Source organism: Kineothrix sp. IPX-CK (genome assembly GCF_039134705.1).
Taxonomy (GTDB): domain Bacteria; phylum Bacillota; class Clostridia; order Lachnospirales; family Lachnospiraceae; genus Kineothrix; species Kineothrix sedimenti.
In genome coordinates this window covers 716,435-742,095 of the sequence record NZ_CP146256.1, presented here as the reverse complement: position 1 = coordinate 742,095, position 25,661 = coordinate 716,435, and the positions used below count along the sequence as shown (strand labels likewise).

At 43.1% G+C, this 25,661-nt stretch carries 24 protein-coding genes; 1 reads left to right on the top strand and 23 read right to left on the bottom strand.

Features of this window, described 5'->3' with window-relative positions; translation table 11 throughout:
• Positions 1 to 7: 7 nt before the first annotated feature.
• From V6984_RS03475 to V6984_RS03405, 15 genes are all read right to left on the bottom strand, one after another.
• Positions 8 to 892 (bottom strand): carbohydrate ABC transporter permease, encoded by an 885-nt coding sequence (locus tag V6984_RS03475; protein ID WP_342758416.1) that lies wholly within the window; start codon positions 890 to 892, stop codon positions 8 to 10.
• Positions 893 to 895: 3 nt separating this feature from the next.
• The gene (locus tag V6984_RS03470) at positions 896 to 1,831 is read right to left on the bottom strand and encodes a sugar ABC transporter permease (RefSeq protein ID WP_342758415.1); all 936 of its coding nucleotides are present in this window, start codon (positions 1,829 to 1,831) and stop codon (positions 896 to 898) included.
• Positions 1,832 to 1,949: 118 nt separating this feature from the next.
• Complete coding sequence (locus V6984_RS03465; RefSeq protein WP_342758414.1) at positions 1,950 to 3,359, bottom strand: extracellular solute-binding protein; 1,410 nt, start codon at positions 3,357 to 3,359, stop codon at positions 1,950 to 1,952.
• A gap of 65 nt (positions 3,360 to 3,424) precedes the next feature.
• Complete coding sequence (locus V6984_RS03460; RefSeq protein WP_342758413.1) at positions 3,425 to 4,534, bottom strand: LacI family DNA-binding transcriptional regulator; 1,110 nt, start codon at positions 4,532 to 4,534, stop codon at positions 3,425 to 3,427.
• A gap of 228 nt (positions 4,535 to 4,762) precedes the next feature.
• Positions 4,763 to 6,064 (bottom strand): nitrogenase component 1, encoded by a 1,302-nt coding sequence (locus V6984_RS03455; protein WP_342758412.1) that lies wholly within the window; start codon positions 6,062 to 6,064, stop codon positions 4,763 to 4,765.
• Positions 5,976 to 7,268: a nitrogenase component 1 gene (locus V6984_RS03450; RefSeq protein WP_342758411.1), complete on the bottom strand. Its 1,293-nt coding sequence runs from the start codon at positions 7,266 to 7,268 to the stop codon at positions 5,976 to 5,978. Before V6984_RS03450 ends, V6984_RS03455 begins: the two co-directional genes overlap by 89 nt.
• The gene (locus V6984_RS03445) at positions 7,265 to 8,014 is read right to left on the bottom strand and encodes a nitrogenase iron protein NifH (RefSeq protein ID WP_342758410.1); all 750 of its coding nucleotides are present in this window, start codon (positions 8,012 to 8,014) and stop codon (positions 7,265 to 7,267) included. The genes V6984_RS03450 and V6984_RS03445 overlap by 4 nt, the downstream gene beginning before the upstream one ends.
• A complete protein-coding gene (locus V6984_RS03440) occupies positions 8,011 to 8,808 on the bottom strand; it encodes an ABC transporter ATP-binding protein (RefSeq protein WP_342758409.1) in 798 nt (265 codons plus the stop codon). Before V6984_RS03440 ends, V6984_RS03445 begins: the two co-directional genes overlap by 4 nt.
• Before the next feature lie 62 nt (positions 8,809 to 8,870).
• Positions 8,871 to 9,902 carry an iron ABC transporter permease gene (locus V6984_RS03435; protein ID WP_342758408.1) on the bottom strand — a complete coding sequence of 344 codons (1,032 nt, stop codon included), beginning with the start codon at positions 9,900 to 9,902 and terminating at the stop codon, positions 8,871 to 8,873.
• Positions 9,899 to 10,906 carry an iron ABC transporter permease gene (locus V6984_RS03430; protein ID WP_342758407.1) on the bottom strand — a complete coding sequence of 336 codons (1,008 nt, stop codon included), beginning with the start codon at positions 10,904 to 10,906 and terminating at the stop codon, positions 9,899 to 9,901. Before V6984_RS03430 ends, V6984_RS03435 begins: the two co-directional genes overlap by 4 nt.
• Before the next feature lie 436 nt (positions 10,907 to 11,342).
• Positions 11,343 to 12,374 (bottom strand): ABC transporter substrate-binding protein, encoded by a 1,032-nt coding sequence (locus V6984_RS03425; RefSeq protein ID WP_342758406.1) that lies wholly within the window; start codon positions 12,372 to 12,374, stop codon positions 11,343 to 11,345.
• 114 nt (positions 12,375 to 12,488) lie between these two features.
• Complete coding sequence (locus V6984_RS03420) at positions 12,489 to 13,304, bottom strand: AraC family transcriptional regulator (protein WP_342758405.1); 816 nt, start codon at positions 13,302 to 13,304, stop codon at positions 12,489 to 12,491.
• Positions 13,305 to 13,533: 229 nt separating this feature from the next.
• On the bottom strand, positions 13,534 to 14,010 hold the full coding sequence (locus tag V6984_RS03415) for an LURP-one-related/scramblase family protein (RefSeq protein ID WP_342758404.1): 477 nt from the start codon (positions 14,008 to 14,010) through the stop codon (positions 13,534 to 13,536).
• Between the two features lie 18 nt (positions 14,011 to 14,028).
• Positions 14,029 to 14,223, bottom strand: coding sequence for a YwbE family protein (locus V6984_RS03410; protein ID WP_342758403.1), 195 nt, complete (start codon positions 14,221 to 14,223; stop codon positions 14,029 to 14,031).
• A 119-nt stretch (positions 14,224 to 14,342) separates the two neighbouring features.
• Positions 14,343 to 14,771 (bottom strand): NUDIX hydrolase, encoded by a 429-nt coding sequence (locus V6984_RS03405; RefSeq protein WP_342758402.1) that lies wholly within the window; start codon positions 14,769 to 14,771, stop codon positions 14,343 to 14,345.
• Positions 14,772 to 15,088: 317 nt separating this feature from the next.
• On the opposite strand from V6984_RS03405, the gene V6984_RS03400 reads away from it, so the two are divergent.
• Positions 15,089 to 15,268: a hypothetical protein gene (locus tag V6984_RS03400; RefSeq protein ID WP_342758401.1), complete on the top strand. Its 180-nt coding sequence runs from the start codon at positions 15,089 to 15,091 to the stop codon at positions 15,266 to 15,268.
• A 212-nt stretch (positions 15,269 to 15,480) separates the two neighbouring features.
• On the opposite strand, the gene V6984_RS03395 is transcribed toward V6984_RS03400, so the two are convergent.
• The 8 genes from V6984_RS03395 to V6984_RS03360 all read right to left on the bottom strand — a co-directional run bounded on the left by V6984_RS03395 (position 15,481) and on the right by V6984_RS03360 (position 25,657).
• Positions 15,481 to 17,643, bottom strand: coding sequence for a methyl-accepting chemotaxis protein (locus tag V6984_RS03395; RefSeq protein ID WP_342758400.1), 2,163 nt, complete (start codon positions 17,641 to 17,643; stop codon positions 15,481 to 15,483).
• Positions 17,644 to 17,992: 349 nt separating this feature from the next.
• The gene (locus V6984_RS03390; protein ID WP_342758399.1) at positions 17,993 to 18,943 is read right to left on the bottom strand and encodes an oligopeptide/dipeptide ABC transporter ATP-binding protein; all 951 of its coding nucleotides are present in this window, start codon (positions 18,941 to 18,943) and stop codon (positions 17,993 to 17,995) included.
• Positions 18,934 to 19,923, bottom strand: coding sequence for an ABC transporter ATP-binding protein (locus V6984_RS03385; protein ID WP_342758398.1), 990 nt, complete (start codon positions 19,921 to 19,923; stop codon positions 18,934 to 18,936). The genes V6984_RS03390 and V6984_RS03385 overlap by 10 nt, the downstream gene beginning before the upstream one ends.
• A 13-nt stretch (positions 19,924 to 19,936) precedes the next feature.
• Positions 19,937 to 20,794, bottom strand: a complete 858-nt coding sequence (locus V6984_RS03380) for an ABC transporter permease (RefSeq protein ID WP_342758397.1) — start codon at positions 20,792 to 20,794, stop codon at positions 19,937 to 19,939.
• The gene (locus tag V6984_RS03375) at positions 20,794 to 21,756 is read right to left on the bottom strand and encodes an ABC transporter permease (RefSeq protein ID WP_342758396.1); all 963 of its coding nucleotides are present in this window, start codon (positions 21,754 to 21,756) and stop codon (positions 20,794 to 20,796) included. Before V6984_RS03375 ends, V6984_RS03380 begins: the two co-directional genes overlap by 1 nt.
• Positions 21,757 to 21,834: 78 nt before the next feature.
• Positions 21,835 to 23,511, bottom strand: a complete 1,677-nt coding sequence (locus tag V6984_RS03370) for an ABC transporter substrate-binding protein (RefSeq protein WP_342758395.1) — start codon at positions 23,509 to 23,511, stop codon at positions 21,835 to 21,837.
• 44 nt (positions 23,512 to 23,555) lie between these two features.
• Entirely contained in the window at positions 23,556 to 24,392 is an 837-nt protein-coding gene (locus V6984_RS03365) for an SDR family oxidoreductase (protein ID WP_342758394.1), read from the bottom strand.
• Positions 24,371 to 25,657, bottom strand: a complete 1,287-nt coding sequence (locus V6984_RS03360) for an alpha/beta hydrolase (protein ID WP_342758393.1) — start codon at positions 25,655 to 25,657, stop codon at positions 24,371 to 24,373. The genes V6984_RS03365 and V6984_RS03360 overlap by 22 nt, the downstream gene beginning before the upstream one ends.
• Positions 25,658 to 25,661 lie beyond the last annotated feature (4 nt).

The following is a 25,661-nucleotide window of genomic DNA, read 5'->3' as shown; positions in this document are numbered from 1 at the left end:
GCAGCCGTTATTCTTTTACCGCACCTGCTGTAAGGCCATCCATAAAGAATTTTGAAGCACATAAAAAGCAAATGAGAAGAGGCAGTACCGCACAGGTACTTGCGAGCATCAATGCCCCGTAATCCGTCCCCCTGTCCGATACCATGGCACGAAGCAGAAGCGGCAGCGTATACAGCTTCTCCTTACGCAGGATAATCAGCGCCTGCATGAATTCATTCCACATATTGACGAACTGCATTATTCCAAGTGACGCATAAGCCGGCTTCAGAATAGGCGCGATTACCCGGAAGAAAATCAGCCACTCACTGCAGCCGTCAATCCGCGCTGCCTCCATCAGTGATTTGGGAACATTGTTCTGACAATACTGTCTCATCCAGAAAATACCAAAGGCATTGGCACAGCCGGGAATGATCAAGGCATAATAGCTGTTTACCCATCCGAATTTACTCATCATAATAAACCACGGGATTATACCTGCCGTAGCCGGGACCATCATCGTTCCGAGCAGGATGGCAAACAGCTTGTTTTTTCCCGGAAAATCATAGACCGAAAATGCGTAGCCTCCGATAGAGCAAAAGAGCAGCACCAGAAACGTATAGGAAAAAGTAACGATACAGCTGTTCAAAAAAGCCCTCGGAAGATTGACCGCCGCCGTCATATTTTTGAAATTAGTCATCAAATTGCTTCCAAACTGCACGATTGGCGGGAAGGAATATATTTCGTTCGTAGAAAGAGTCGACATGACGAACATCATATAAAACGGAAGCAGCATAATAAGTGCAATCAATCCCAGAATAAAATAAAGGGAAATTTTCTTTCCTATCGGATGTATCACAGATAAAAGGATTAAAACAGCAGCTGTTACAGCGATCATGATTAAAAGTGTTTTCATAAGCTATCTCCCTCCTCTTCTCTTTACAGCATCCTTCTCTTCTGTCACTTTGGTCAAAATCACTGAAATTATGACGATGATAAGCGTGATCACATAAGCGATCGAGGATGCGTAACCATAGGCATTTCCACCCTGAGGCGCTTTATTGAGCAAATACATCATAAGTGTCAGTCCGCCGTTGTTCGGTCCGCCGCTCCAATTACTTCCGGTCAGGATGAAAGGCTCGGTAAATAAACTGAACATACCGATGCTGGACTGGATCAATGTAAACAATATGATTGGCTTCAAAAGCGGTATTACGATAGAAAATACCAGTTTTCCATGATTCGCCCCGTCAATCCGTGCCGCTTCATAAATATCATTGCTGATTCCCTGCATTCCGGCCAGATAGATGACCATATTCCAGCCAACCCATTTCCAGGCAAACATAATGATAACGGCCACACGAATCAGCGAGCCGTCTCCGGCAAGCCAGTTTACCGGCTCTTCTCCGAAAAAACTTAAAAGATAATTGATCAGTCCGTAATTATTTCCAAACAGATTCTGAAAGATGATGGAAATTGCAACGGAACTGGTCACCATGGGCATGAAATAAATTGTCTTGAAAATGTTCTGTCCCCTGACCAGCTTGGAATTCAAAATATACGCCAATACCAGTCCCCCTAACAGGATAGGGATATGCGCAATAATGCCGATGAGCAGTGTATTGGACAACGCCCTCCAGAACAGCGGATCCTGAAACAGGTTAAAGTAATTTCCTAACCCCAGAAAGTGCATGGCTCCGAGTCCATCCCAGCGGAAGAAGCTCAGTGCAAAGCCAGCCGCCATCGGGAATAGACCAAAAATGAGGAACAGTATATAAAACGGTGCTATGTAAACATAGGCTACCCGATATGTTTTCAACGTCTTCACAAAGCCTTTTTTCTTATTTTCCTTCACATTTCTCTTCCTTTCCTAATCCGATTGTGTGCCGCCTACCCGTAATAGAAATGGCCGGACCCTTCATCCGGCCATTCTCATTTTATCCGACAGCTCTTTCTTTGTGCTTTACCATGCTTTATTCTTCCCAGGCTCCGGCATCCTTCAGCGTCTGTATCTGCTGTTCCTTCAATTCTGCGCAAGCTGCCGTGATGTCCTTGCCGAGACGTTCCCTGATCTGCTCCGGCGTCTCTCCCGCTTCGGCTCCGGCATTGAAGGAACTGTACAGATATCCTTCCGCCGTCGTATCCATGATCGTATTGTTCACAACCGGTACTTCTGCCGCAATTTGGGCTGCAAGCGCATTCGGTGCCTGCCCTCCGAAATAATCATCCCCTTTGGTATACAGCTCAGGAGCTGCATCCCAGGCAGGCGTATAAGCCGGGAAATAATCAACGGCCTTGAACATTGCATTCTGTCCTTCTGTGGTTGCCAGCATATATTTGATGAAGGCCCATGCTGCTTCCTTATTCTGTGACTGCTCCGGAATGACAAGGAAAGAGCCTCCCCAGTTAGTAGACGGCAGACCTCCCGGAAGAGAGGCAGCGCCCCAGTGTCCGGCACCGTCCGGGTCAATATCCGTTTTTAAGAAACCGGAGAACCAGGAACCGGCTGCTACCGATACGCAGGTGCCGGCCGAATATGCTGCATAGGCCTCAGCGCTCCACATATCCACATTCATATCCCAGCCGTTATTACGGATGTCAAGACATGCCTGCAGACATTCCAGATCTCCTTCTCTTTCCAGATTCAGATTCAGCTTTTCATCGTAATAGTCGCGATTGATGAACATCCACTGGTACGGATAGGCTGCAGAAGGCAGGAGCCATCTCTCACCAGGTATGGAAACCGCCTCTGCGACCTGCAGTACACCTTCCCATGTGCTCATCAGTTCGGCAACCTCATCCGGATCAGTGGGCAGTCCGCATTCGGCAAAAACATCAGTGCGATAATAGTATAATGTGGGCCCCAGATCCCATGGTATCGCTACCAGTTTCCGTCCGTCCGAGGACGTTGCCTGATCCCATTTGAATTCAACAAAATCATTTTTTAAATCTGCTGCACCCAGCGTGTTCAGATCACACAATGCGCTGCTGTCCCTGTACTGGGAAATGTAGGCGCCTTCCACCATTGCCACATCGGGCGCCCCGCTCCCTGCGGTCAGCGCTGTCTGCAATGCCTGGTGGTGCGCAGTCGTATCTGTAAATACTAATTCCACTTCAATATTCGGATATATCTCGTTAAAGCCGGCCATCGCTGCTTCAAATCCATCGTCGCCGGAGGGCCAGCCGCCTACTTCGATATGTCCTGAGACAGAAGACGGATCCGCCTCCACCGCTTCCGCAATGGCCGCTCCCTCTTCTTTGCTTGTAGTACCGGACGCGGTACTTTCCGCGCTCTGGCTGCCTCCGCATCCCGCCAGCATAGAAGCCGACAGAGCAACACTCAGCGTCATGGCTATCAGTTTTTTTACCGTTATCTTTTTCATCGAATACCTCCTTAAAACCGTTGACTAGTTATCTATTACTCAAACCGTGCATGCTTCCGGTTTTTTCATCTTTCTATCGTTCTAACGCTTTCCCCTTCTTCAACACAAAGCGGAATCCTTGTCACGTATTTTACTTTTTTCCCTTGAAGGACATCCAATAGCACTTCCATACATCTGGCTCCCTGCATTCTAGGGTTTAACTTCAGCGAGGTCAGAAAAAGATCCGCATATTTCCTGGCATATATTCCATCAATGCCTACGATGGATACATCTTCGGGAATTCCATATCCCAGCTTCTTAAGCCCTCTGTAAAAACCAAGTGCCATATCATCATTAAAGCAGAGCGCCGCAGTAGCATCACATTTTCTTTCCCGGAAAATCTCTGCCGCCAGCATACCCTTTCCAAAAAAGTCTTCCGGTATTGTAATGTTATCCTGAATCTTCTCTTCCATGAAATTCATTACACGTTCGTCATTGATAAGACCTCTCTTGCTGATTCCAAAGTAATATTCCCTCATCTTCTCTCTCAGCTCATACTGCATAAATTCCTTGTAGGCACAAGTCCGCGCATTGGCATTCTCCAGTTCATAGGGCATAATCATCGCAATCTTACGGTGCCCTCTGTCCCACAAGTACTGCAGTACCATCCTCGTTCCCTCCCACAGATCACATTCCACTATCGGCACGGATTTTACAAAAGAAATGGAATCTCCATAGGACGCACTGACTACCGGCAGATTATAATTCTTTCCGGCTCCTTTCAAATAAACATCCGTTATCTTTTCGCTTGGGAGGATCAGCCCGTCTACCATAATGCTCCGCACACTTTTAAAATCAAGCTTGCCATGCACCACCACCATGTAATCATGCTTCTTCGCCACCTCCAGCATTCCCTCATATACTTCGATATTGAATGCGTTTTCTAATTCCCTGCAATAGAAAAGAATCTGTTTTGTCCTCTGTGTCATTAATGACATGGCTACCGGATTCGGATGATATCCCATCTGTTCTGCGATCATCAGAATCTTTCTTTTCTTTTCTTCTTCTACATATCCGCTGTTATTGAGTGCCCTCGAAACAACGGACACTGATACGCCTGCACGCTGTGCAATATCTTTTCTCGTTACCATGCTGCATTCTCCTCTGCCGCACTGTTTTTCTGCTCGCTTCCACATTTTTCGCCATTTTCCAATTTATGTATTTTGTATATTTTTACCTTGTTTTTTCATATTCTTTTGTCTCTTATGCCATCTTGTATGATAAAATTATATAGAATAAACTCATTTGTGTCCATTATATAATATGTGGTCGCGTAACCACATTGGCAATCTATTAAGAAGACATGCCGCCAAAAAAGGACAGCAAACAAATTGTCTGCTGTCCTGAATAAATTGTAATTTTTATCATGCTTCACAGGAATTTATCCATAGGTTAATCAGATTCAGAGCTCCCCGGTATCCGACAAACGGCGGTTCAAATGGGTACAGACGCCATTTAAGATCCGGATTTGAAATCTGAAGTTCCGTCTTTTTCCCACCCCATTCCAATGCCTCCGCGCTGCACATCAGCAATCCCTTATCATGCCCTTCTATAATTTCAATCCATTCTTCCTCTTTCAGATACGGAATTCCCTCCTCTTCCATTGCCGGACTGTCACACCAGCACCTGGCCTGCGGGAAGGATAATTCCGTACAGCCAAATTCAAGAATTCCCTTTACTACATCTATATGTCCGCCTAGCGACAGGGCAAGGTTCTCCGGCTCCGACCGAAGCAGCCTCTGGAAATTAGGCGAAACGGTACGGTATCTGGACCATACAAACTGCTCCTCCTTCCGGATAAACTCCCGGCTGCCTTCGTATCCGATCACCTCGGCAATTTCTTCCAGCCACGCCGTAGTACCCTTTACGCCATATGGTCTGCCGCATACATAAGGCGTCCCAAATCTTTTATACAGTTCCCGCGCTGCTTCCTTCCCTTCCCGGCGGATCACCAAATTGATATGAGCAGAGCCCATCTGCTCTATTCCGGCAATTTCCGTATCGGACGACAAAATACAAAGAGGTTCCATCTGAAATGTCTCCCTAAGCAGGCGCACCAGCTCTTCTTTGTCTTCCTGAAAGCGAAACAGGTCCGCACAGGAGCCAATCAGGTTGTATGTTCTGTTCGGAGTCAGACCGGCAGATCCGGTCAGCTCTTTCACCAGCGTGGTCAGCGTTTCTCTCACACCGTCATGCAGCTGCTTGTCAAAACCTCCGCTTCCCAATACGATTAGCCGGTTATCTGGAAATCTCGCCTGAACCTGTCTGCAAAAGCCGTGCAGATCGATGCCGATCACCTCCGGGACCGCGGAAGGTGTAAGAAAAATAACCCGCGGGTTTATCTCCTTTATCACGGTCTCAATTACCTTTTCCAGGCGCGAGGTATCTCCCATAGAAATATCCGACTCATTCAAATGCGTGGAATAAAGCCTGCATGCATCCTGAATCCCTATGCGTTTTAAAGATGTTCCCGCATACAGCATGTGTCCCATACACCCGAATTCAATCACTGCGGCATCCCTGATTGTTGCCAGCGTCCATAATACACCCATCCGTCCGGATGGAACCGGTTTAAATCTATGCAAGCCCATGGCATTCTTCCTCCTCTCCTTTATTCTGATCCAATGCCCCCATGATCCGGTCCAGTATTGCCATTGTCCGCTCATAGCCAATCATCCCGTAGAAATCAAGCATATTATCCACCCATGTCACACACTTCTCAGCATCCGCTAAATAACCGATCCCAAGATCCGGAGATAATTTCTCCAATAATCCATATGCTCCGGATTCATTGACAATCCTGCACACAAGAGGATCATATCCAAGTTTTTTAATTTCAGATACATATCGATGATCCTCCGGGTAGAATTCCTCAAGATGAAGCAAAACCGGGTACATTCCAAACTGCTGTATCAAATAACCGGTCAGAGGAATCGGCAGGTCCACCCTCAGGGTCATCAGGAATCGTTTATCACGGAGTAATTTCCCTGCCGCTTCCTCCTTCATCCTCAATGCCTGTTCATCCTCTCTAAACATACATACAATCCGGCATCCCAGGATATCTTCCACCCTCCGATACGCCTGTTCAATACCTGGCGTATCGTAGATCTCCTGCAAAGCGACACACTCGATGCCGAACTTCTGCTCCATTTTCCGCGCCATAGGCAGGGTATAGGGAGAGACTACAATATTTAATACCGCATCCGGGGCTTCTTTTATCTCTTCCATGGAAGATTTAGGACCAAGATAACGGAGCTGATAGCCCGACTCTTCAAGATAGGCAAAAAGCTTGGGTTTCGGACTATGCTCCTCCTTCGGTGACCTGCCAAGCACATTAACGCTTCTCTGATTTCTCTGCTTGGGCTGCATCAGCATAACCAATGCTTCCATCGTCTTATAGGAACCTGCAGGATAACTGATATTCTTGAACTGTCCCAGCAGAATACAGGCTGTCTTACTATTTGTCTCAGCCTCTAATTCATATGCGATGCTTTCAAAGTCTTCTCCTATCAGATCCGGAATACAGGTTCCGATTACCAGAATATCTTTCGCACCTTTTTCTTCCATTTTTCTGACAGCTTCTATTACTCCGTCCCGGCATCCGAATACAATTTCTCTGGAGTCAAGAACGTACAGCCAGTGGAGTTCCCCTTTCCTTCCCTGTGCCGACTGACTGAACATCCGGGAATAAGTTGTGCATTCCGGCATGCCTACCAACAGTGAGGATAACCCCTCAATCTCTTCACAAATTACGGAAGCCATCCTCATCGGGCAATGGGTCCCCGGCGCGACATCCGGTGTCAAAAACGGGATTCCCGCATTATTTCTAATCTCCGATAGCGGCTTCAGATGTCCGAAAGCATCCTTCATTGCTCCACCTCCAGCATCCGCGCTGCCAGTGCCTTATATTCCTCTGCCATTGAGGATTCAGGGAACGCTTCCACTACGGTTAATCCAATCTCCTCTGCTTTTTGAACAATTGGGTTTCTCGGCATTTTATGTATGATTTTTGTACCGATTTCGTCAGCGGCCCTTTGCACCAGCGCCTCCTCCTCCAGAATGTTTTTGGCATTCAGAATCAGCCCCTTTAGTGATGCGTACCCTCTGCTGCCAAAGCTTTTCACAGCATGGGCAATATTGGATGCCGCGTACAATGACATCATCTCTCCTGAGGTTACAATATACACTTCATCCGCATATCCTCCTCTGATTGGCATCGCAAAACCTCCGCAGACCACATCGCCCAGAACATCATACAAGACGATGTCAGGCGCATATACCTCGTATGCATGCAATTCATTCAGCTTCTCAAAAGCTGTGATAATCCCTCTTCCCGCGCAGCCTACCCCCGGAACAGGACCTCCTGATTCCACACAGTATACACCGCTGCTGCTTTTCACCACAAAATCTTCCAGTGCTGCATTTTCCTTGGTACGCAGAGTATCGAGCACTGTCGCGATATTTTTTCCTCCTGTCAGATTTCTCGTAGAATCTGCTTTGGGATCACATCCGATCTGCATTACGGTATATCCCATAGCGGACATCGCCGCTGCCATATTGGAAACTGTTGTAGACTTTCCAATACCTCCCTTTCCATATACTGCTATTTTTTTCATACTTCCTCCGTCTTTACCAAATCATAGGACAGGCAGATCGGCCTTCCTGTTCGCTGGTCCATTACAATCTGAGCATCAATCTGGTAAGTTTTCATTAAAACCTCTCTGGTCATAATTTCCTCCGGTGTGCCTTCTTCGAGTATTCTTCCATTCTTGATCGCAATCATATAATCTGCGTGTCTGGCCGCAAGATTAATATCATGCAGCACCACTGCGATGGTATAACCATTAGCCTCATTCAGATGCTTCAGCAATTCCAACACCTCCAGCTGATAGGACAGATCCAGATATGTGGTCGGTTCATCCAGTAATATTACATCTGTCTTCTGTGCAATTGCCATCGCGATCCACGCCCGCTGCCTTTGCCCTCCGGACAGGGTATCCACCGGAACACATGCGAGATCACTAAGATTTGTGATCCCAAGTGCCCAATCCACGATCTCATGATCTTCTGCTGACAATGCTCCAAAACCTTTTTTATGGGGATATCTTCCGTAAGAAACAAGGTCGCCGACTGTCAGGCCCTCCGGTGCCTGTACCGACTGGGGCAGAATCGCCATCCGTTTGGCCACCTCCTGTGTAGACAGACGATGAATATCTGCTCCATTCAGATACACGGTTCCTTTTCTCGGCTGCAGAATTCTCCCGAGTGCCTTTAATATAGTAGATTTTCCGCATCCGTTCGCCCCTATCATTACAGTAATTTTACCCTTGGGAATCGACATATACAGCTCTTTTACTATTAATTCTTCCCGATAGCCGATATTGAGCGCATCAGCCTTTAAAGCATCCATCCGTTTTTATCCTCCTTCTTACCGCTTATCTGCGCCAAATTTTCTCTTGTATCTATTTTCTGTCATTTTCTTTTTATAAGTAAAAAAATAAAATACGGCGCTCCAAGCAGTACCGTCATGATTCCGGTTGGAATCGAAGATGGCTGAATGATGATTCGGCCGACAGTATCTGCCAATGCAACCAGAACGGCTCCAACCAACGCACAGCCCGGCAGCAATATCTCATGTCTTGAACCAACAATTTTTCTTGTCAGGTGGGGGGCGAGCAAACCAACAAATCCGATATTTCCTCCAATCGCAACCCCGGATGCTGCCAGCATAACAGAACAGCCCAGCAAGATTCTCCTCTCTTTCTCCATAGATACGCCAAGTGAGACAGCCGTCGGATCTCCAAGACTGCATATATCCAAAAGTCTGCTTCTATACAGGACAAGCGGCATCAAAAGCAGCATCCATGGCAATACCACAAATACATGGCGCCAGCCGGCTCCCCAAAACTGTCCTGCCTGCCAGGCCGCAAAAAATTCAAACTGTGTTTCGTCCATCTTCACTACAAGCAGCGTAGTCAGCGATGATATCCCCGCCTGTACCGCTAATCCCGTCAATATCAGGCGTACCGGAGTCACCTTATCCTCTGTACGGTATGCAAGCAGATAGACTAATATTGCCGCAAGACCGGCACCTGCAAAAGAAAGAAGCGGAAGTCCCATGAGCGCCAGACCGGACTCCCCTCCAAGGAACAGGATGTACAGCATAACCATAAAGCCTGAGCCGGCATTAATTCCCAATAGTCCCGGATCCGAAAGCGGGTTGCGGGTAATACTCTGCAAAATACACCCGGAAAGTGCCAGCCCGGATCCAATCAATGTACTCAAGATAATTCTCGGCAGGCGAAACTGAAACAATATCTGTTTCTGCTGCTCTGTTCCATTTCCAATCAATGTCTGAATGGTATCCATTACCGTAAAGCTGGAATAGCCGGCTTTCATACTAAGAAATAAGGTTCCAAGCAGCAGCAGAATCGCGGCGGCGATAAAAATCTGCTGCCGTGCTGCGACTCCTTTTGCAGCATAGGACCGTCTTACTTTCTTCATCCCATTCCCCTCCTTTGCTTTCTGGCCAAATATAAAAAGAACGGAACTCCGATTAATGAGGTCAATACCCCAACGGGAGTTTCAAAAGGCGGATTAATGCTCCTTGCCGCCAGATCCGCCGCAACCATCAAAAGTGCGCCGAATACCGCACTGGCCGGAATGATATGCCGGTAGTCTACTCCCACCAGAAAACGGACAATATGAGGAACGATCAAACCGACGAAACCAACTGCACCAACAACGGATACCGATATTCCTGCCAGTATGACCATCAGTAAGGATAGAATTCTCCGGTATTTCCTGCAATTCAGTCCCAGTCCCTGCGCCACCTCTTCCCCCAGGCTCAGAAGAGTTATCTGCCTTGCTGTCATTACTGAGAAAAACAGAGCTCCAACGATTATCGGGGTCATGATTCGTATCTGATTCCAGTCGGCAGCGGACACTCCTCCCATCGTCCAAAAAGTAATACTCTGTGATACATTAAAACATAGAGCGATTCCCTGACTGAGTCCGGTCAGAAGAGCACTCACTGCCGCGCCAATGATAACCATATTGAATGATGTTTCTTTTTCCCTGCGAAGAGTCGTAATTCCATTGACAAATACGGCACTGAGTGCCGCTCCCGCAAAACAGAAAAAGATTTTCTGCAAATATGACAACCCTGAAAAAAAGGCAAAGCATATAGAAAGAGCGAAGCCTGCTCCAGCATTCAGTCCCATCAATCCGGAATCCGCCATCGGATTCCTGGTCATTCCCTGCATAATTGCCCCGGCCACCGACAAGGATGCGCCGACCAAAAGTCCGGCAATAATTCTGGGCAGACGATGATCCATCAGTATCAGATGATATTTATTCTGAGCATCAAACTGGACAATAGCTTCCCTGATTGTGGAAAGAGGTATCCGAATCGAACCCTGAGTTACGGAATAACAGGAAACCACAATCACCGCAGCCAGCCCTCCGAACAGCACATAATAATATTTTCCTCTCTTCCTTGTTTCCATCTTCTTCTCCATTCTGTTATACTCTCGCGCATCCTGCCCGAAGGGCTTTTATCTTATAGGACGTACTTTTCTATAAGGATTAGGGTGTCAAAAGGTCTTTTTTAAAAATATTCGAGTCAATATGACCAATACAAAAAGAGCGACTACGCCTATGTAAATATTTAGAAGTTCTTTCTCAGAATATTTGAGCCATACCAGAAAACAAAACTGTTTGAGCGCAGCGAGTTTTTTGTTTTCTGGTATGTTTGGCGCGAATAGACTGAGAATTAGAACTTCTTATATATTGGAATTCGGAGTAGGAGCCTTTTTGTATTGGACATATTGTCTAAAGACGTTCGCCAAAAGTCCTTTTGGCACCTTAATCCTATAAGATAAAAGCGTCAGAGGCATACCACTCTCTCCCCTGACACTCCCTGTACTGCAATTATTAATTGCTTCATTCTTCCGTATAAAGCTCCATTAACTTCTCGGCCGTCAGCTTCATTGCGAGCGGTCCATTCGAATTCATATTTTCATCAAAATAATAAATCCGGTTATTCTGTACCGCGTCCAAAGACTGCCATACGGAGGAGCTTTCGAGGCTCTGGACAAATGCTGTAGTTGCTTCATAATTATGCTGGAATACAATGTAATAGGGATCCATTTCCGCTACCGCTTCCAGCGATATAGTCTCACTGGATTCCGGATAACCCTCAGGTTTGGTCAGACCAAATGTTTCATAATAGGATGGGGTTCCAACTGCAATAAATCCTTTGCCATCAGTACGAAACAGTGCATAGCTTCTGTCCTGATACTGACTGACCTGTTCCCCGGCATCAGCAATCGTCGATTCCACTTCCGTAATAACGTCCAGTGCTTTACTTTCCTTGCCAATAATCTGCGAACAGCTTAACAGCTGATCCTGCCATGTGTCACTATAATCCAGAAGAATGACCGGAGCGATTTCGGTCAGCTGGTCATATACCTCATCTATGCCCCCATGGATGGAAAATGTGATAATGACATCTGGTGCCGATTCCAGCACTGCTTCCAGATTAACCTCCCTTGCACTTCCAAGGTCCATGATTTCCACTCCGCTCATATAAGGAGCAAACAATTCCGAGCTCTCCAACGACTCTGTCTGACCCAGAAGATTGCCAAGCGATGCGGCAGTGGGGGTTACTCCAAGAGCAAACAAATGCTCAAGATAAAATGTATGTAATAAGGTAATTCTCTCCGGCATACTTTCAAGAACAACCTCATGCCCGGCCGCATCTACTATTGTTCTTGGCCATTCTGCTACTGCTTCTTCACCGGCCGAGTCTTCCTCTGTTACTTCTTCTGCTTCTGCCGTGGGAGCCAGAGCCTCCTGAATCACCGGCACCTCTTCTGCGGAAACGTCTTCACTCTTATTCGTTCCTGCGGAACATCCTACGAGCAGCATGGACATTACTGCTGCAGATAATATGAAACTCATTGGTTTTTTCAATTTTTCTCCTCCTGTCTTAAAATAGAATTGCATGAGTTAGCCTTTTCTAACTCATGCAATTCTATCATACCGATATTTATAGATGGAATGGAGAAATCTTTAAATCACCATGGATTATTCCTTAATAACTTTCCTTAACTCGCTTGGGGAACAACCTATTCTTTTTTGAAAGATACGGCTGAAATACAAGGGATCAGAATATCCAACCTCCCCGGCAATTTCATGGACGTAAGCGTCTGTTGTCAGAAGAAGCTCTTTAGCGCGGTTCATGCGGTACAGAATCAGATAATCCCCCGGCCCCATACCGGCATACTTATGAAAAATATAGTAAAGCCGGTTCGGGGTCAGCTCATACATTTCTGCCAGATCTCCTACCGAAAGTTCCTCCGAATAATGCTCATGAATATAATCACTGATTCTTTCATAAAGATCCCTGTCATGAGAAACAAATCTTTTTTCCGTACACACGAAAATCTCCTCCAGCACGCACCGAAACAGAGTCTCCCGTTGAAATTCCGATAAAGTATCCGGGATATGGGATATCTTCCACAACCGGTTGAGCAGTCCCTTTAATCTTGGGCTGTGACCAATGGTAAGTTCAAAATGTGTATCCGGCAGCCGCAGACCATTTCTATGTTCATTCTTAACTTCATAAAGAATTGCCATATACTGCAATTCCTTGTTTCCTATTACCTTTTTATCGAGCAGCATCTCCGCTCCCCCATGAATAATCTTCTTAGGGTCGGTTATATACTGGATCCCGTTAAACCCAAACTCTGCTTTCCCGCTAATCGGAATCAAGATTCCCGGAAAAGGTGCTGTTCTTTGCCTGCCCTTTCTTCCCGGCTCAACTTTATAGCGGTATACTTCCTTCACACGAAAATCCGATTTGGCAAAGCTTTCCACCAATTGATTAAATTCAAACTCCATTTATTTTCTCACCTTTTTATCTGACTGTGTTATCTTAACAAATCCCTTTAGTTAGTTCAATCTAACCGTATTGTATCATACCTTTCCTGACTGGTATAATACATTTTCTTCCCGGTAATTTCTCATTTTCTGCTACATAAAGGTCGGTATTGCTGCTCTCCCTCTTTATCCCCAAAAGGCTGGATAAAAGCATTGGACTGACGAATAAATATTCCTGATTCCCATATATCTAAGAATTTTCCTGTATACAGTTTGCGGCATCAATGGCAATAACAAGCATCATCCCCATCAATTCATCCGCCGGATCATCTATATCTATCACATAGGTATCACCAAAATGGAGTAATTGCTTAGAAATATGTATAATGGCGCTTTCTCCGGAATACACATCATAATCCCACCCGAGGAAATCTCCTTCCACGCTCCAGCCGTTACAATCGATCTCATACTTTGGTCTGAATAGAGTAAACCGTTTCTGGATTCTTCCTCTAGTCACTCCACCAATCTCCATTTCAAATGCCGGGAGAAACGTAAACAGTTTTTGTTTTATCATCCCTATTTCATTCCGGTTGGCGTCGTATACATGGAGCTGATGCCCCAGCGCTATCAGCTCTGCTTTCACCCAAAATCTGACATTGCCGCTTTCATCATACACATCATAGGAATCTGTCCATGAAAATACACGTTGTTTTATAAGTAATTTCATATTTGCATCACCTTTCATCTATTCACAAATCTTCTGTACTCTTCCGACGATACCGCCTTCTAACATTACCTTTATCCCTCTCGGGTGATTTGCTGAATTGGTAAGTAATCTTTGTACGATACCTTCTGTCAGTTTTCCTGTTCTCTGATCCTGCTTCTGTACTACAAGCACTTTTGCACCTATTTTAACATTACTTCTAACTGTTCCATCCATCGCCTTATCTCCAATCGCTTTTTACTCTTATATACAATATTTACTAATTTAATTCTTTGCTTTTTTCTCCTTATCAGCGGTAAGGTCATAGCTTCATGGCAAAAATAGGATGATTCCTATTATATAAAACCTCTCTTTTTCGCCTCTTCCATTAATTTAGGCTGTATATTCGGATAAGTCCAGTTCTCCGGATATCCACTCATCAATATGTTTTTTTCAATTTCACTATGAAGTTCTGTTTCAAATGTTTTTACTTCTGCATAAAATAACATTCCAAAACTTTCTCGTCCTTCAAGATCATCCAGAGCCGTTACTGAATATATGCAAATTGGCCTTATATCAAACTCTTTAGCGCCTGTTTCCTCATATAATTCTCTTTTTGCCGTATCGAAGATATTTTCTCCCTTTTCTCTGTGACCTCCGGGTACTTCCAGCGTGTTTCTATCTTTGTGCTTACAATATATAAATTCTTTGCCTTTCTTTGCAATAATAACTGCAAACTTCAAAAGATTATCATCAACATCATCATAGATTTTTACAGCTGTCATTTATTCACTATTCCCTTCAAATATAACTTTATCTTAACTTTCTACAGATGATAGGTCTCTACTAATGCAACCCTAACACACTACCACATTACAATCAAGTAAAAGAGTAATCATTCCAGCCATTGTAACAAGATATTCTTATTTCTTATGTTTAGGGAATCCATCGGACAGACAGTATGAGCTGTAAGTATAGCTCGCGATGAATAACAGTACAAGTTTTGATAGTCCGGAGCATATAATAGTAATAAAGAATGTCTCTCTGTAAAGAAGATTAAAACGAAACTTATAGAAGATAAAAGCGCTAAAAAGGGAAAAATATGAGAATAACGGCAGTAGAAAGTGTAGAAACAAAGAACTGGAATGATTCCAGATTCTTGTCACAAAAAAATATGACGACACAGACAGTCCGTGAAATAAAAAATGAAAATAATAGCTTCGCTGCTACGCTGACTAAAATTATGAATAAAAAGGACACGGCAGAAGGGCCTTATACATAGGTCCCTTAGTATATCTATACCATGAATACTCTTTAATATATTTTCCGCTTTCCTGCATTGCGAACTCCCATGTCCTTGGGAAAAGACATGGGAAATCCAAGCTTTGCTATGATACTATATAAAATTCAACATATTATCCCCTCATTCTTTTGCATAATAATAATATGAATGAGAAAAAATCTTGCCACAGGCCCGGCTGATGATGAATTATATCAAATCCGGAAATATCCAATTGCTTCCGACAATTTCTGAATATCGTTCTCCAGTTCTTTAGCCTTATTCGCCATCGAATTAATGTTTTCTGTCTGCATTGCTACCGTTGCATTGACCTCCTGTGTGGTAGCTGCTGCCTGCTGGGAAATGGCCGAGATACTTTCCATAGCAATCATAGTATCTGTTCTGGACTGTTCCATTACTTTCGTTTCTACCGTAATATCCTTCATGTTTTTTGTCAGAATATTAACTTTTTCCTGTATCTCTCTAAAAACAGCTATCGTACTTTCCAGTGCACTTTCCTGTGCGAACACAATTTTCCGGGCCTGACTTGCAGATGTTGTCGTGTTTTCCGTCTGTCTTTGTACTCCGTCAATGATTCTTCGGATTCGTTCCACAGCTTCTACAGACTGATCTGCAAGCTTTCTGATTTCATCGGCTACGATAGCAAAACCTCTGCCTGCCTCTCCGGCACGTGCCGCTTCCACAGAAGCATTTAGTGATAATAGATTGGTCTCGTCAGCGATTTCATTGATAAAATCTACGACTTCATAAATACTGCGCGACTGTTTACCAAGCTCTTCCATACCATCCATTACCTGTCTGGTGATCTGTGTCGTCTCTTTTCCTTTCGTACGCAGTTCCTCTACAATATCCATTCCTTTAGCTACTGTTATATCGGTTTCTCTGGTCTTCTCCATCGTATCAGAGATATACCCCGTTACATCTTCTATCTTTGAAGACAATAGTTCCATCTGCGTTACACATCTTTGTGTATCCGCTGCCTGTGACTGATTACCCTGTCCGATTTCATCAACTGCCTGGGCAATTCCTCTTGACCCTTCCAGAATATCTTCTGCCTGATCAGACACCTCTATTGCAATCGTATGTACTCTGTCTCCGAATTCAGTAACCTGTCGGATCAACTGTCTGACCTGTTCCACCATATGGGTCAGCGCATATGCCAGTCTGCCAAGCTCGTCCTTTTTCTTATCCTGAAAAATAACCGTCATATTACCTGCCGAAGCTTTTTCAGACATTCCTACCATGCTATTGATACGATTCCCAATTCCCAGTGCTAACGTTAATCCAATAATCAGAGAAAGCAATGCTGTTGCAATCGTGATCATAATTGTAATCTGTTTAATCTGCTGCACCTGGCCGGTTATGTTTTGTTCCGGAATCATACTGCATACCATTGCGCCTGTTGTCCCTATTTTAGAATAAACAAACAACTGAGTTTGATTATTCCATTCTGTTTCCAGATAGCCATTATCTGTCTGGCCCTCCAAAGCCCTCCTGAAACACTCCATATCCTTAAAAACAACCTGAATATCTGTATCATTGCAAGTAATCTCTCTTCCGTCCGGGGTAATAAAGCTGACGATGCTGCCTTCTCCCAAATCCATTTCTTCCAGGACAGAACGTACGGTATCCATATTCAGATCAATAATAAAGAATCCGTTTCCTTTACTTAATTTTCGTACATAGGAGACCGCATAGTAATCCGATGATTTTGAAAGAAGTTCATCAAGATAGACATGTTCCCCATACCATGCTTCTTTTTTGCCGGCTGTCCATATCTGTCCCTCTTCACCTTGTGTAAAAGTCTGATAGGTATCTGCCGGCAGTTCCCCGTCCGTTGAAAAGGGTTTGGTAACAAAAGTCCGGTAACCAACCTTACTCTGTCCGCTATTAGCATCCGAGGAAATCTCTTTCGTCTTTGCCGCCGTTCCTTCTCCAATAATATGTACCCCGCTAATAGATGGTACCGCAGTCTTTATAGCCATTAAGTCTGATTTAATCTCCCGGTACATGGTATTGCTGTCTCCGGCTTGTACCGGATCCCTTGTATAATACGAAACAATCTGAGAATTATTCCCCAGTTCCTTTGCTTTTTCAGACAATGTGCTCATCGTCAGATCGAAATATTTTCCAATTGCACTCATTGTTTCTGTAGCAGAGTTTTTGTAATTATGTACAATCGTTGTTAAGGCCAGTCTGTATGATACCGTTCCCAGCAGCATGATAAATCCAACCGGAATAATAAATCCAACAATCAAATTTCTTAAGATTCCTCTGTGAAAGCTTTTTTCATGATTTACTTTGACGTTTTTTTTGCTCCTTTTTACTTCTTCTTTTTTCTCTTTTCTCACTTGCATCTGCTAAGCTCCTTCCCTTAATCCCAATACGTTTAACGTTAAACTTATCGTTTTGCATTTTTTTCTTTTACTTTCATAGCAATCCCAGTAGAATCCCCATTATTCTATAGATTACTATATAAATACAATATTTAAAATGGTTTAACGTTCAACTTAAAACTATCATTCCCACTCTGCTTTGTCAAGGAAAACCATTTTCATTTATATTCTCATATCTCTCTTGGTCTGATCACAAAATACTGTTAGATAATTTTCTCAATGAATGCAAAAAGGCTCTTCGTATCAGTATTTCTACTAATAACGAAGTGCCTAATGGTTTTGAGGTTCTACTAAATCAATCCATCCTCTCCTAATTAATATCTTTTACCCTGCAGCAAGCTACATAATGGTCTTTTTCAACCTCTTCCAGCTTTTGAGGTTGTTTACATTCCTTTATTGCGTAAGGACATCTCGCTGAAAATCTGCAGCCCTGTTCCGGATTAATCGGCGAGGTGATTTCTCCCTTTAGCTGAACCCGCTGCATGGGATGATAAATATCTGTAGATGGAATAGCTGACAGCAAAGCTTTCGTATATGGGTGAAGTGTATTTAGAAACAAAGCTTCTGTGGGCGCTTTCTCTACAAGCTGTCCCAGGTACATTACACAAATTGTATTGGAAATATGTCTTACTACAGAAAGATCATGTGTTACAAACATATATGCAATTCCTGTTTTTTCCTGAAGATCCATAAGTAAATTCAATACTTGTGCCTGAATCGAAACATCTAATGCTGATACGGGTTCATCACAAACAATAAAATCCGGATTCAGCGCTAATGCCCTGGCAATGCCCACTCTTTGACGACGCCCCCCATCTAATTCATGGGGATAGGATTGTCTTAGTCTCTCGTCTACGCCCACTAATTCCATTAATCTATGAGTCTGATCTCTTAATTCAGCTTTTGTTTTGTAAAGCTTAGAATGCCTTAAGGGTTCCATAATCGTAGATTCGATACGAATTCTCGGATTAAGGCTTGAATATGGATCCTGAAATACAATCTGCATTTTCTCTCGTACCCGCCTTAATTCATTTCCCTTTGCATTTGTAATATCATGTCCATTTAATAAGATCTTACCACCCGTTGCCTCCTGCAATCTTATCATGGTTCTTCCCAACGTGCTTTTTCCACATCCTGATTCTCCAACAACACCTAACGTTTCACCTTTTTCAATCTTGAAAGAAACATCGTCTACTGCGTGATTAAGCCCAGTTGGAACTTTAAAGTACTTTTTTAAATTTTGCACTTCAATTAATGACATGTTTTCTCCTCCTGTTTTAAGTTACAGCACCGGCAAAAATGTCCTTCCGCTATTTCAACAAATGGGATTTCGTCTTTACTGCATTCCTCTGTAACAAATGGACATCTTGGTGCAAAAGAACATCCCGTTGGCAGGCATGTGGGATCAGGCGGTGAACCGATTATCGGGTTTAATCTTTTCTGTCCCTGTGTCATGCTCGGCAGTGAATTAAATAGTCCAATCGTATATGGGTGGAATGGGGATAAAAATAAATCTTTTTTTGTTGCATACTCAATGATCTTACCTGCATAAACAACTGCAACATTATCACTTGTCTCTGCAACGACACCAAGGTCATGCGTAATCAAAATCATTGATGTATTATGCTTTACTCTTAAGGTTTTAATCAAATCCAAGACCTGTGCCTGAATTGTAACATCAAGCGCCGTGGTAGGTTCATCTGCTAATAACAATATAGGATTGCACGCTAATGCCATCGCAATAACAACCCGCTGTTTCATACCTCCTGAAAACTCAAACGGATATTCCGCATAACGTGCCTTAGGTATTCCAACTAATTCCAGCATTTCCTCAGCTTTTCCTATTGCCCCTTCCTTCGTGTAATCATTATGCAAAAGTAAGCCCTCTGTAATCTGATCACCAACAGTCATTAGGGGATTTAATGCTGTCATCGGATCCTGAAAAATCATTGCGATTTTTTCACCTTTGATTTTCAATTTCTTTGCATCAGGCATACTAATGAGCTCTTCTCCTTCAAGCCATATCTCTCCCCCGATAAGTTTGGCCGGCGGGTTAGGAAGAATGCCCAAAATCGATTTGGCAATTGTTGTTTTTCCTGCTCCGGTCTCTCCGACAAGCGCTAACGTTTCACCCTTGTTCATATCGAATGAAACTTTGTTTACTGCCTGGACTATTTTTCTGCCTGATGTATATACTACCTCCAAATCCCGTACGGATAGGAACTTTTTCTCATCATTCATTTTTTATTCCCTCTTACTTTCTTAATTTTGGATCCATTGCATCTCTTAATCCATCACCGATTAAATTAATCGCTAATACCGTCAATGCAATAAATAGTCCCGGGAACATAATTAAGTATGGATAGTTTAAAATATGAGTACGTGCATCAGCCAGCATCGCTCCCCATTCCGGAGTGGGTGGCTGAACGCCAAGTCCAATATACGAAAGCGCTGCTGCCATCGTAATAGTCATTCCGATTCCCATAGTTGCATCTACGATTACAGGAGAAATAACATTTGGCAATAAATGACGAAACATAATACTGATCTTAGAACAATTAATTGATTCTGCAGCTTCGAGGTACTCCTTTGAACGTTCGGAAAGAATCTGTCCGCGAATCAGGCGTACACCAATTGGAACATTTCCAATTGAAAGTGCGAGTACTGTATTAAAGAAACCTGCTCCTAACACAGCAGAAATCAAAATGCATAAAAGCATACTTGGCAATGATGACCAGATGTCCATGAAGCGCATGATTATTGTTTCGGCCCGGCCTCCTAAATAGCCTGCTACACTTCCAATAATTATTCCGATTACCGAACCCACAACAGCTGCACATATCCCCAGCGCCAATGAATACCGTCCTCCGTATAATAACCGGCTGAACAGATCACGTCCCATTCCATCGGTGCCCATTATATGCTTCGCGCTCGGTCCCTTAAACATGTTTTTCAAATCCATTTCATTTAATCCATATGATGCTATAAATGGTGCGAATATACACGCTGAAACAATTATAAATAATATTATAATTCCAACTTTTGCTCCTGGATTCGACCAGATTCTACTCATGGTCTCTGCAAAAAGAGAGGTCTTTTTTTCTTTTCTCATTATTTCATCCTCCTTCTCGCATTAGAATACTGCGCTTTAATTCTAGGATCTACAAATGCATAAATAAGGTCGACCAACAGCATTGAAAGTGCTGTAAACACTGCAAAAAACAGGACACATGCGCGGACTACCGGATAATCACGGCTATTAATTGCAGTAAGCAGGTAAAGGCCAACACCTGGAATCGAGAATACGCTTTCAATAACTGCCGACCCGGCAACTACACGTGCAAACCCATTTCCTATTGATGTAATAATTGGCATTAGTGCATTAGGAAGCATATGCCCATATACTACTCTGCGTTCCTTCTGTCCTTTTGCCCTTGCTGTTGTTATATAGTCCTCGCGAAAGACGCCTAAAATGCTGGCACGTGTTTGCCTTGCGTTAACTGCTATACCGCCAAGTGCACTGCAAATTATCGGCATGATATAGTACTGCGGTCCGCCAATTCCATATGATGGAAGCCATCCCAGTTGCGATGAGAATAATAGAATCATTATTAACGCCACCCAAAAATCAGGACATGAAATAAAAACCATTGCTATTCCCATGGTAAGCGAATCGTACCATTTTCCTTCATGCGTTGCAGCAAAAATGCCCATTAATAATCCAAGTGTTAAATTCAATGCCATTGCTGATAAACCAATGATCAAGGTTCTTGGAAGCCTGATAACCAATTCATGCAAAACAGGTTTATCATATACCCACGATGTACCTAAATCAAATTTAATAAATGTGTTGTACATAAATTCTCTTAACTGTTCAAAGTACGATTTATCAAGTCCTAATAAATGACGTAAATTTGCAACATCTTCCGCCTTTGCATTTCCACCGGCAATAACAACTGCCGGATCACCTGGCGTAAAATAAAGGATCGTGAAAATCACCAATGCAGTTCCAAATACGATCACCATCATCCATAACAATCGCTTTAATATATATCTTCCCATACTTTTCTCCATTCCAATGGCATACCTTAAAATAGCAGTATCCAGTTCTTCAGTATTATTAAAGACTGGATACTGTTATTTTACATAAAACTAATCAAGATAGTAGTCACATGAACCTGCTCGAAGAAATTCACTTTCACGATAAACCAGTGTTGCAAAATCCTCACTATACACTGCATTTGTTGCAGGTGAGCATAATGCATAGTAATAGCCATTTTCTAAAATGTAATTGACAAAATCTGTTTCATTTTCTTCAGTATGTCCGGCAAGTGAGTTCACATTTAGCAATTTTTCCTGTAATGTATCATCTGCAATAAATGCCATATTATATCCTGTTCCGAATTCAGTGTTGTTCATAGGACGATTCCACTCCCCGACCTGTGAACCTCCGCCAATCTGGCTGATTAAAATATCCCATTTGGCATAGTCAAGCATATCCGTCTGTGCAAGAGCCGCTTCTTCTGCTACGATTTCCACATCAATACCTGCCTGTAATAATAAAGCCTGAATCATTGTCATCATCGTCTTTATTGTCTCATCACTGGGTGCGAGTAATGTTAACGTTTCACCGTTATATCCGGACTTCGATAAATATTCTTTGGCTTTTTCAAGATCACAGGAGGCCATATAATTGTCCGGATTTTCTTCCCATGAAGAGTAATAATCACTAAAGAATGCTGTACCCAATGCTTTGGCGGCCACCGTATTTCCTGTCGCGGCAGAGATCGCTTCATTGTCAAGCGCATAATAAATCGCTTTTCTAAGGTTAACATCAGCGGTCAGTTTACCTTCATAATTGTTACACATCAGCATATACAGACCGCTGCCCTGCGTTACATAAACATCATTTCCTTCTGCATACTGGCCACCCTCCGCAAAATCGGCAAGGTTTTCAGCAGGAATATATTCAGAGTACTGGATCTGTCCTGTGCTAAGCGCTATTACATGCTGGGATGTTTCTGCAATTATATTGTATTCTATCGTCTGAACATTAGCTAAATGTTCCGGATCACGTAATTCATCTTTTTGCCAATAATCATCATTCGCTTCCAATACACAACGAGAACCTGATACAAATTCTGAAACTTTATATGGCCCCGTAGCCACAGGTGCATCCGTAAAATTACCTTCTTCATATGCTTTTTGAGAAACAATACATGTTCTGCACCATGGCCATTCCAAAGCGCCAAGGGAATCAATTGGTGCTGTCCATGTAAATCGAACGGTATAATCATCCACTTTTTCTACACTTTTAAAACTGTCGAATTTGAATGCATTGCCTGAATCAACTAAAAGATTTAAAGAAAAAACTACGTCGTCTGCTGTGATATGATTTCCCGCTGTATCATAAATGTAGTCATATATTTCTACATCCCAGTGAAGATCGTCAACTTCTGTATATCCTTTTGCCAATATCGGGATATACTCATTGTTTCTGAAATCAAAAAGTGGTTCATAGAAATTATAGTAAATAAACAATTTACTATTATCACCATTCATGGATGTCGGTCCGAGATCCTTCGGATCACTGATCATGCCTATGGAAATTTTGTCATACCGTTCATCACTTTCTGCTGTTGTTTTTCTTGAAGCATCTGCAGTCGGTGCAACAGCCGCCTCCGACATTTCCGCCGATTCAGATTCAGCTACATCATCCTGTGTCTCTGTTTTTACTGCCTGATCACCTGCGGAACTTCCGCATCCTGCGACCAGTGAAGCCGTCATTGTTGCGCATAATAATAATGCCGCGATTTTTTTTCCTTTCATATTACCCTCCTTTTGTATTTTACCCCATACGGGTTAAAATCCCACTATAATAGATTCATTCCACCACTTAGATCAAGAAAAGTTCCTGTTGTGAATTCAATTTCCTCGCTTGCAAGATAGCAAATAGCTTGTGCAAGATCTTCTGCTGTTCCCATTCTGCCTGCAGGCACATTTGGCAAGAATTTCGTTGTGTCTTTCATCGGCGGTAAAGCCTTATCTCGTATACTTTCCGGTTTTATTCGTTCTATCGGTCCTTTAACTATACAGTTTACGTTGATATGTTCACTCGCCAGCCTCGCTGCGCAATTTTTAGTTAATGATGCTACAGCGCCTTTCGCAACAGCGTTTGAAAAGCTCTCAAGAATCCCCCCCTTAACTCCTTCTACGGTAGTCATAAATATTACTCTTGCCGCTCTGCTTTTTCGAAGGTATGGCAAGCCGCTTTTTAAAAGTGTATAGCTCCCGCCCACCAGGTGATCTATACTCTTCAATAAAGTTTGTGTGTCTACAGAATCAATGCTATCCTCAACACCATCATCTCCGGTATTACAGATAATGACATCGATGGAACCAAATGTATCATAAATGTCTTTAAAAACCTCTTTATCCGACTTAGGCGGTGTCTGACATTTCCCATCTTGTACAGCCAGGCACTTCCCTCTATAATTCATTTCGTTGATTTCACTCATTAACGCCTGTGCCTGCGTCATTTGATGTGTCATCATAACAACATTCATTCCATATTTACAGAGCTCCCTGGCAGACATTATCCCGTCACCGCCCGTTGCTCCTGCAAAAACACAGGTTCTTCCTTCTAATGTTAACATTATATTTGTTCCCTCCTTTATGCGAAGTTCATTCACATGAATCTTCTCATCCAAGTACCCATGTAGTCATACAGCACTTTCTCTGTATTCCCAAAACTTCCATGTTTTTTTTCCGCTGAATGATTTGGTGTAAACATATGTCCTGCCCCGTGAATAAACGCAATTGTTTTATCTCCCATTTGAGCATTTTCAAATATCATCTCGGCTGCAAGATACTCATAGCTTCCCGTCAAGCCTATTGTTAAAAGCGGCACATCTATGTGCTTAATATTCGATATAGGAGATGCATAACAGGAATTCCAATCAACCCCGACAATATCATCTTCTTTTACTAAGAACTCATCCGTTGCGTTAATCGCCTGCGAACTCAAAAAACCTTTTACTGTAGTAGCATTAGCACCCATGTTATAAAATCTTGAAAAGCAAAAATCTATTTCCGGCGTTCTCACACAATGAATGATTTCATTTGTCACTGTGCCATCTCCGCGTAACAGATCATACGGTTTTTTAGTATGGCTTAAGAAGTGCAAATCTTCCGGAATCAATCTGTTGTTCGGTTTCGGCTGATTGCCCGCAGTAATAATAAACGGCTCGTCGTCCGCATAATTTCCCCTACCGGAATTAATTAACTCAAGTCTGTTTAATGCAAGCTTTATGAGACGTCTATTTCTGTCTGCCTGTGCCTTAAAATATTTCTCAATAAATGCTTTCGTATAATGCGCTCCTGCCGGATCATAACCATTTGCAGGATTAAAGATATCCAATTCCGGGTCAAGCCTCATCCCATTTCCCTCTTCAATGACCGCAGGATCCAGGCTTAATAATGTCATAACTCCATTTCCATAGTTCGCATCAATCAGCATAATTCCATCTGCCGGAATAAGTTCTTCCTGTATTGTCGTTGCATAAATTTTTTCATTACCGCGATAAATTTGAGCGCCTTTCTCAGCAATACTTTGGTATGCTGTCATCAGCGTTGCCCCTCCACTATGTCCCATTAAAATAACCTTTTTAACATCCGGGAGGCTCTTCAAAAAATTCATTGCTTTATTTAATGTTCTAAATTTATTTTCTATTTCACCGAATTCCGAATCACATGCCAATACTTGAAATCCCTGGCTTGCAAGCTGTGGCCCCATGTTCTGCGACATATAATTCTGGTCACAATGCATCAACAAAACCGCAATATTACTAAGTTCATTCTTCTTTTTTGCTGTGTAGTACATGCCGAGTGCACCAAAGCCCATCTCAACAAGTTGTTCCTCCACACCTTCTACAATGTCTCTATAGTAAATCCCTTTTGAATTTAAGCGATACATTTTA

Coding starts and splice junctions, on each gene's coding strand:
- V6984_RS03475 (WP_342758416.1), bottom strand. CDS start 892: ATGAAAACACTTTTAATCATGATCGCTGTAACAGCTGCTGTTTTAATC.
- V6984_RS03465 (WP_342758414.1), bottom strand. CDS start 3,359: ATGAAAAAGATAACGGTAAAAAAACTGATAGCCATGACGCTGAGTGTT.
- V6984_RS03460 (WP_342758413.1), bottom strand. CDS start 4,534: ATGTGGAAGCGAGCAGAAAAACAGTGCGGCAGAGGAGAATGCAGCATG.
- V6984_RS03455 (WP_342758412.1), bottom strand. CDS start 6,064: ATGAGCGGACAATGGCAATACTGGACCGGATCATGGGGGCATTGGATC.
- V6984_RS03450 (WP_342758411.1), bottom strand. CDS start 7,268: ATGAAGGATGCTTTCGGACATCTGAAGCCGCTATCGGAGATTAGAAAT.
- V6984_RS03445 (WP_342758410.1), bottom strand. CDS start 8,014: ATGAAAAAAATAGCAGTATATGGAAAGGGAGGTATTGGAAAGTCTACA.
- V6984_RS03440 (WP_342758409.1), bottom strand. CDS start 8,808: ATGGATGCTTTAAAGGCTGATGCGCTCAATATCGGCTATCGGGAAGAA.
- V6984_RS03435 (WP_342758408.1), bottom strand. CDS start 9,902: ATGAAGAAAGTAAGACGGTCCTATGCTGCAAAAGGAGTCGCAGCACGG.
- V6984_RS03430 (WP_342758407.1), bottom strand. CDS start 10,906: ATGGAAACAAGGAAGAGAGGAAAATATTATTATGTGCTGTTCGGAGGG.
- V6984_RS03420 (WP_342758405.1), bottom strand. CDS start 13,304: ATGGAGTTTGAATTTAATCAATTGGTGGAAAGCTTTGCCAAATCGGAT.
- V6984_RS03415 (WP_342758404.1), bottom strand. CDS start 14,010: ATGAAATTACTTATAAAACAACGTGTATTTTCATGGACAGATTCCTAT.
- V6984_RS03410 (WP_342758403.1), bottom strand. CDS start 14,223: ATGGATGGAACAGTTAGAAGTAATGTTAAAATAGGTGCAAAAGTGCTT.
- V6984_RS03405 (WP_342758402.1), bottom strand. CDS start 14,771: ATGACAGCTGTAAAAATCTATGATGATGTTGATGATAATCTTTTGAAG.
- V6984_RS03400 (WP_342758401.1), top strand. CDS start 15,089: ATGAGAATAACGGCAGTAGAAAGTGTAGAAACAAAGAACTGGAATGAT.
- V6984_RS03395 (WP_342758400.1), bottom strand. CDS start 17,643: ATGCAAGTGAGAAAAGAGAAAAAAGAAGAAGTAAAAAGGAGCAAAAAA.
- V6984_RS03390 (WP_342758399.1), bottom strand. CDS start 18,943: ATGTCATTAATTGAAGTGCAAAATTTAAAAAAGTACTTTAAAGTTCCA.
- V6984_RS03385 (WP_342758398.1), bottom strand. CDS start 19,923: ATGAATGATGAGAAAAAGTTCCTATCCGTACGGGATTTGGAGGTAGTA.
- V6984_RS03380 (WP_342758397.1), bottom strand. CDS start 20,794: ATGAGAAAAGAAAAAAAGACCTCTCTTTTTGCAGAGACCATGAGTAGA.
- V6984_RS03375 (WP_342758396.1), bottom strand. CDS start 21,756: ATGGAGAAAAGTATGGGAAGATATATATTAAAGCGATTGTTATGGATG.
- V6984_RS03370 (WP_342758395.1), bottom strand. CDS start 23,511: ATGAAAGGAAAAAAAATCGCGGCATTATTATTATGCGCAACAATGACG.
- V6984_RS03360 (WP_342758393.1), bottom strand. CDS start 25,657: ATGTATCGCTTAAATTCAAAAGGGATTTACTATAGAGACATTGTAGAA.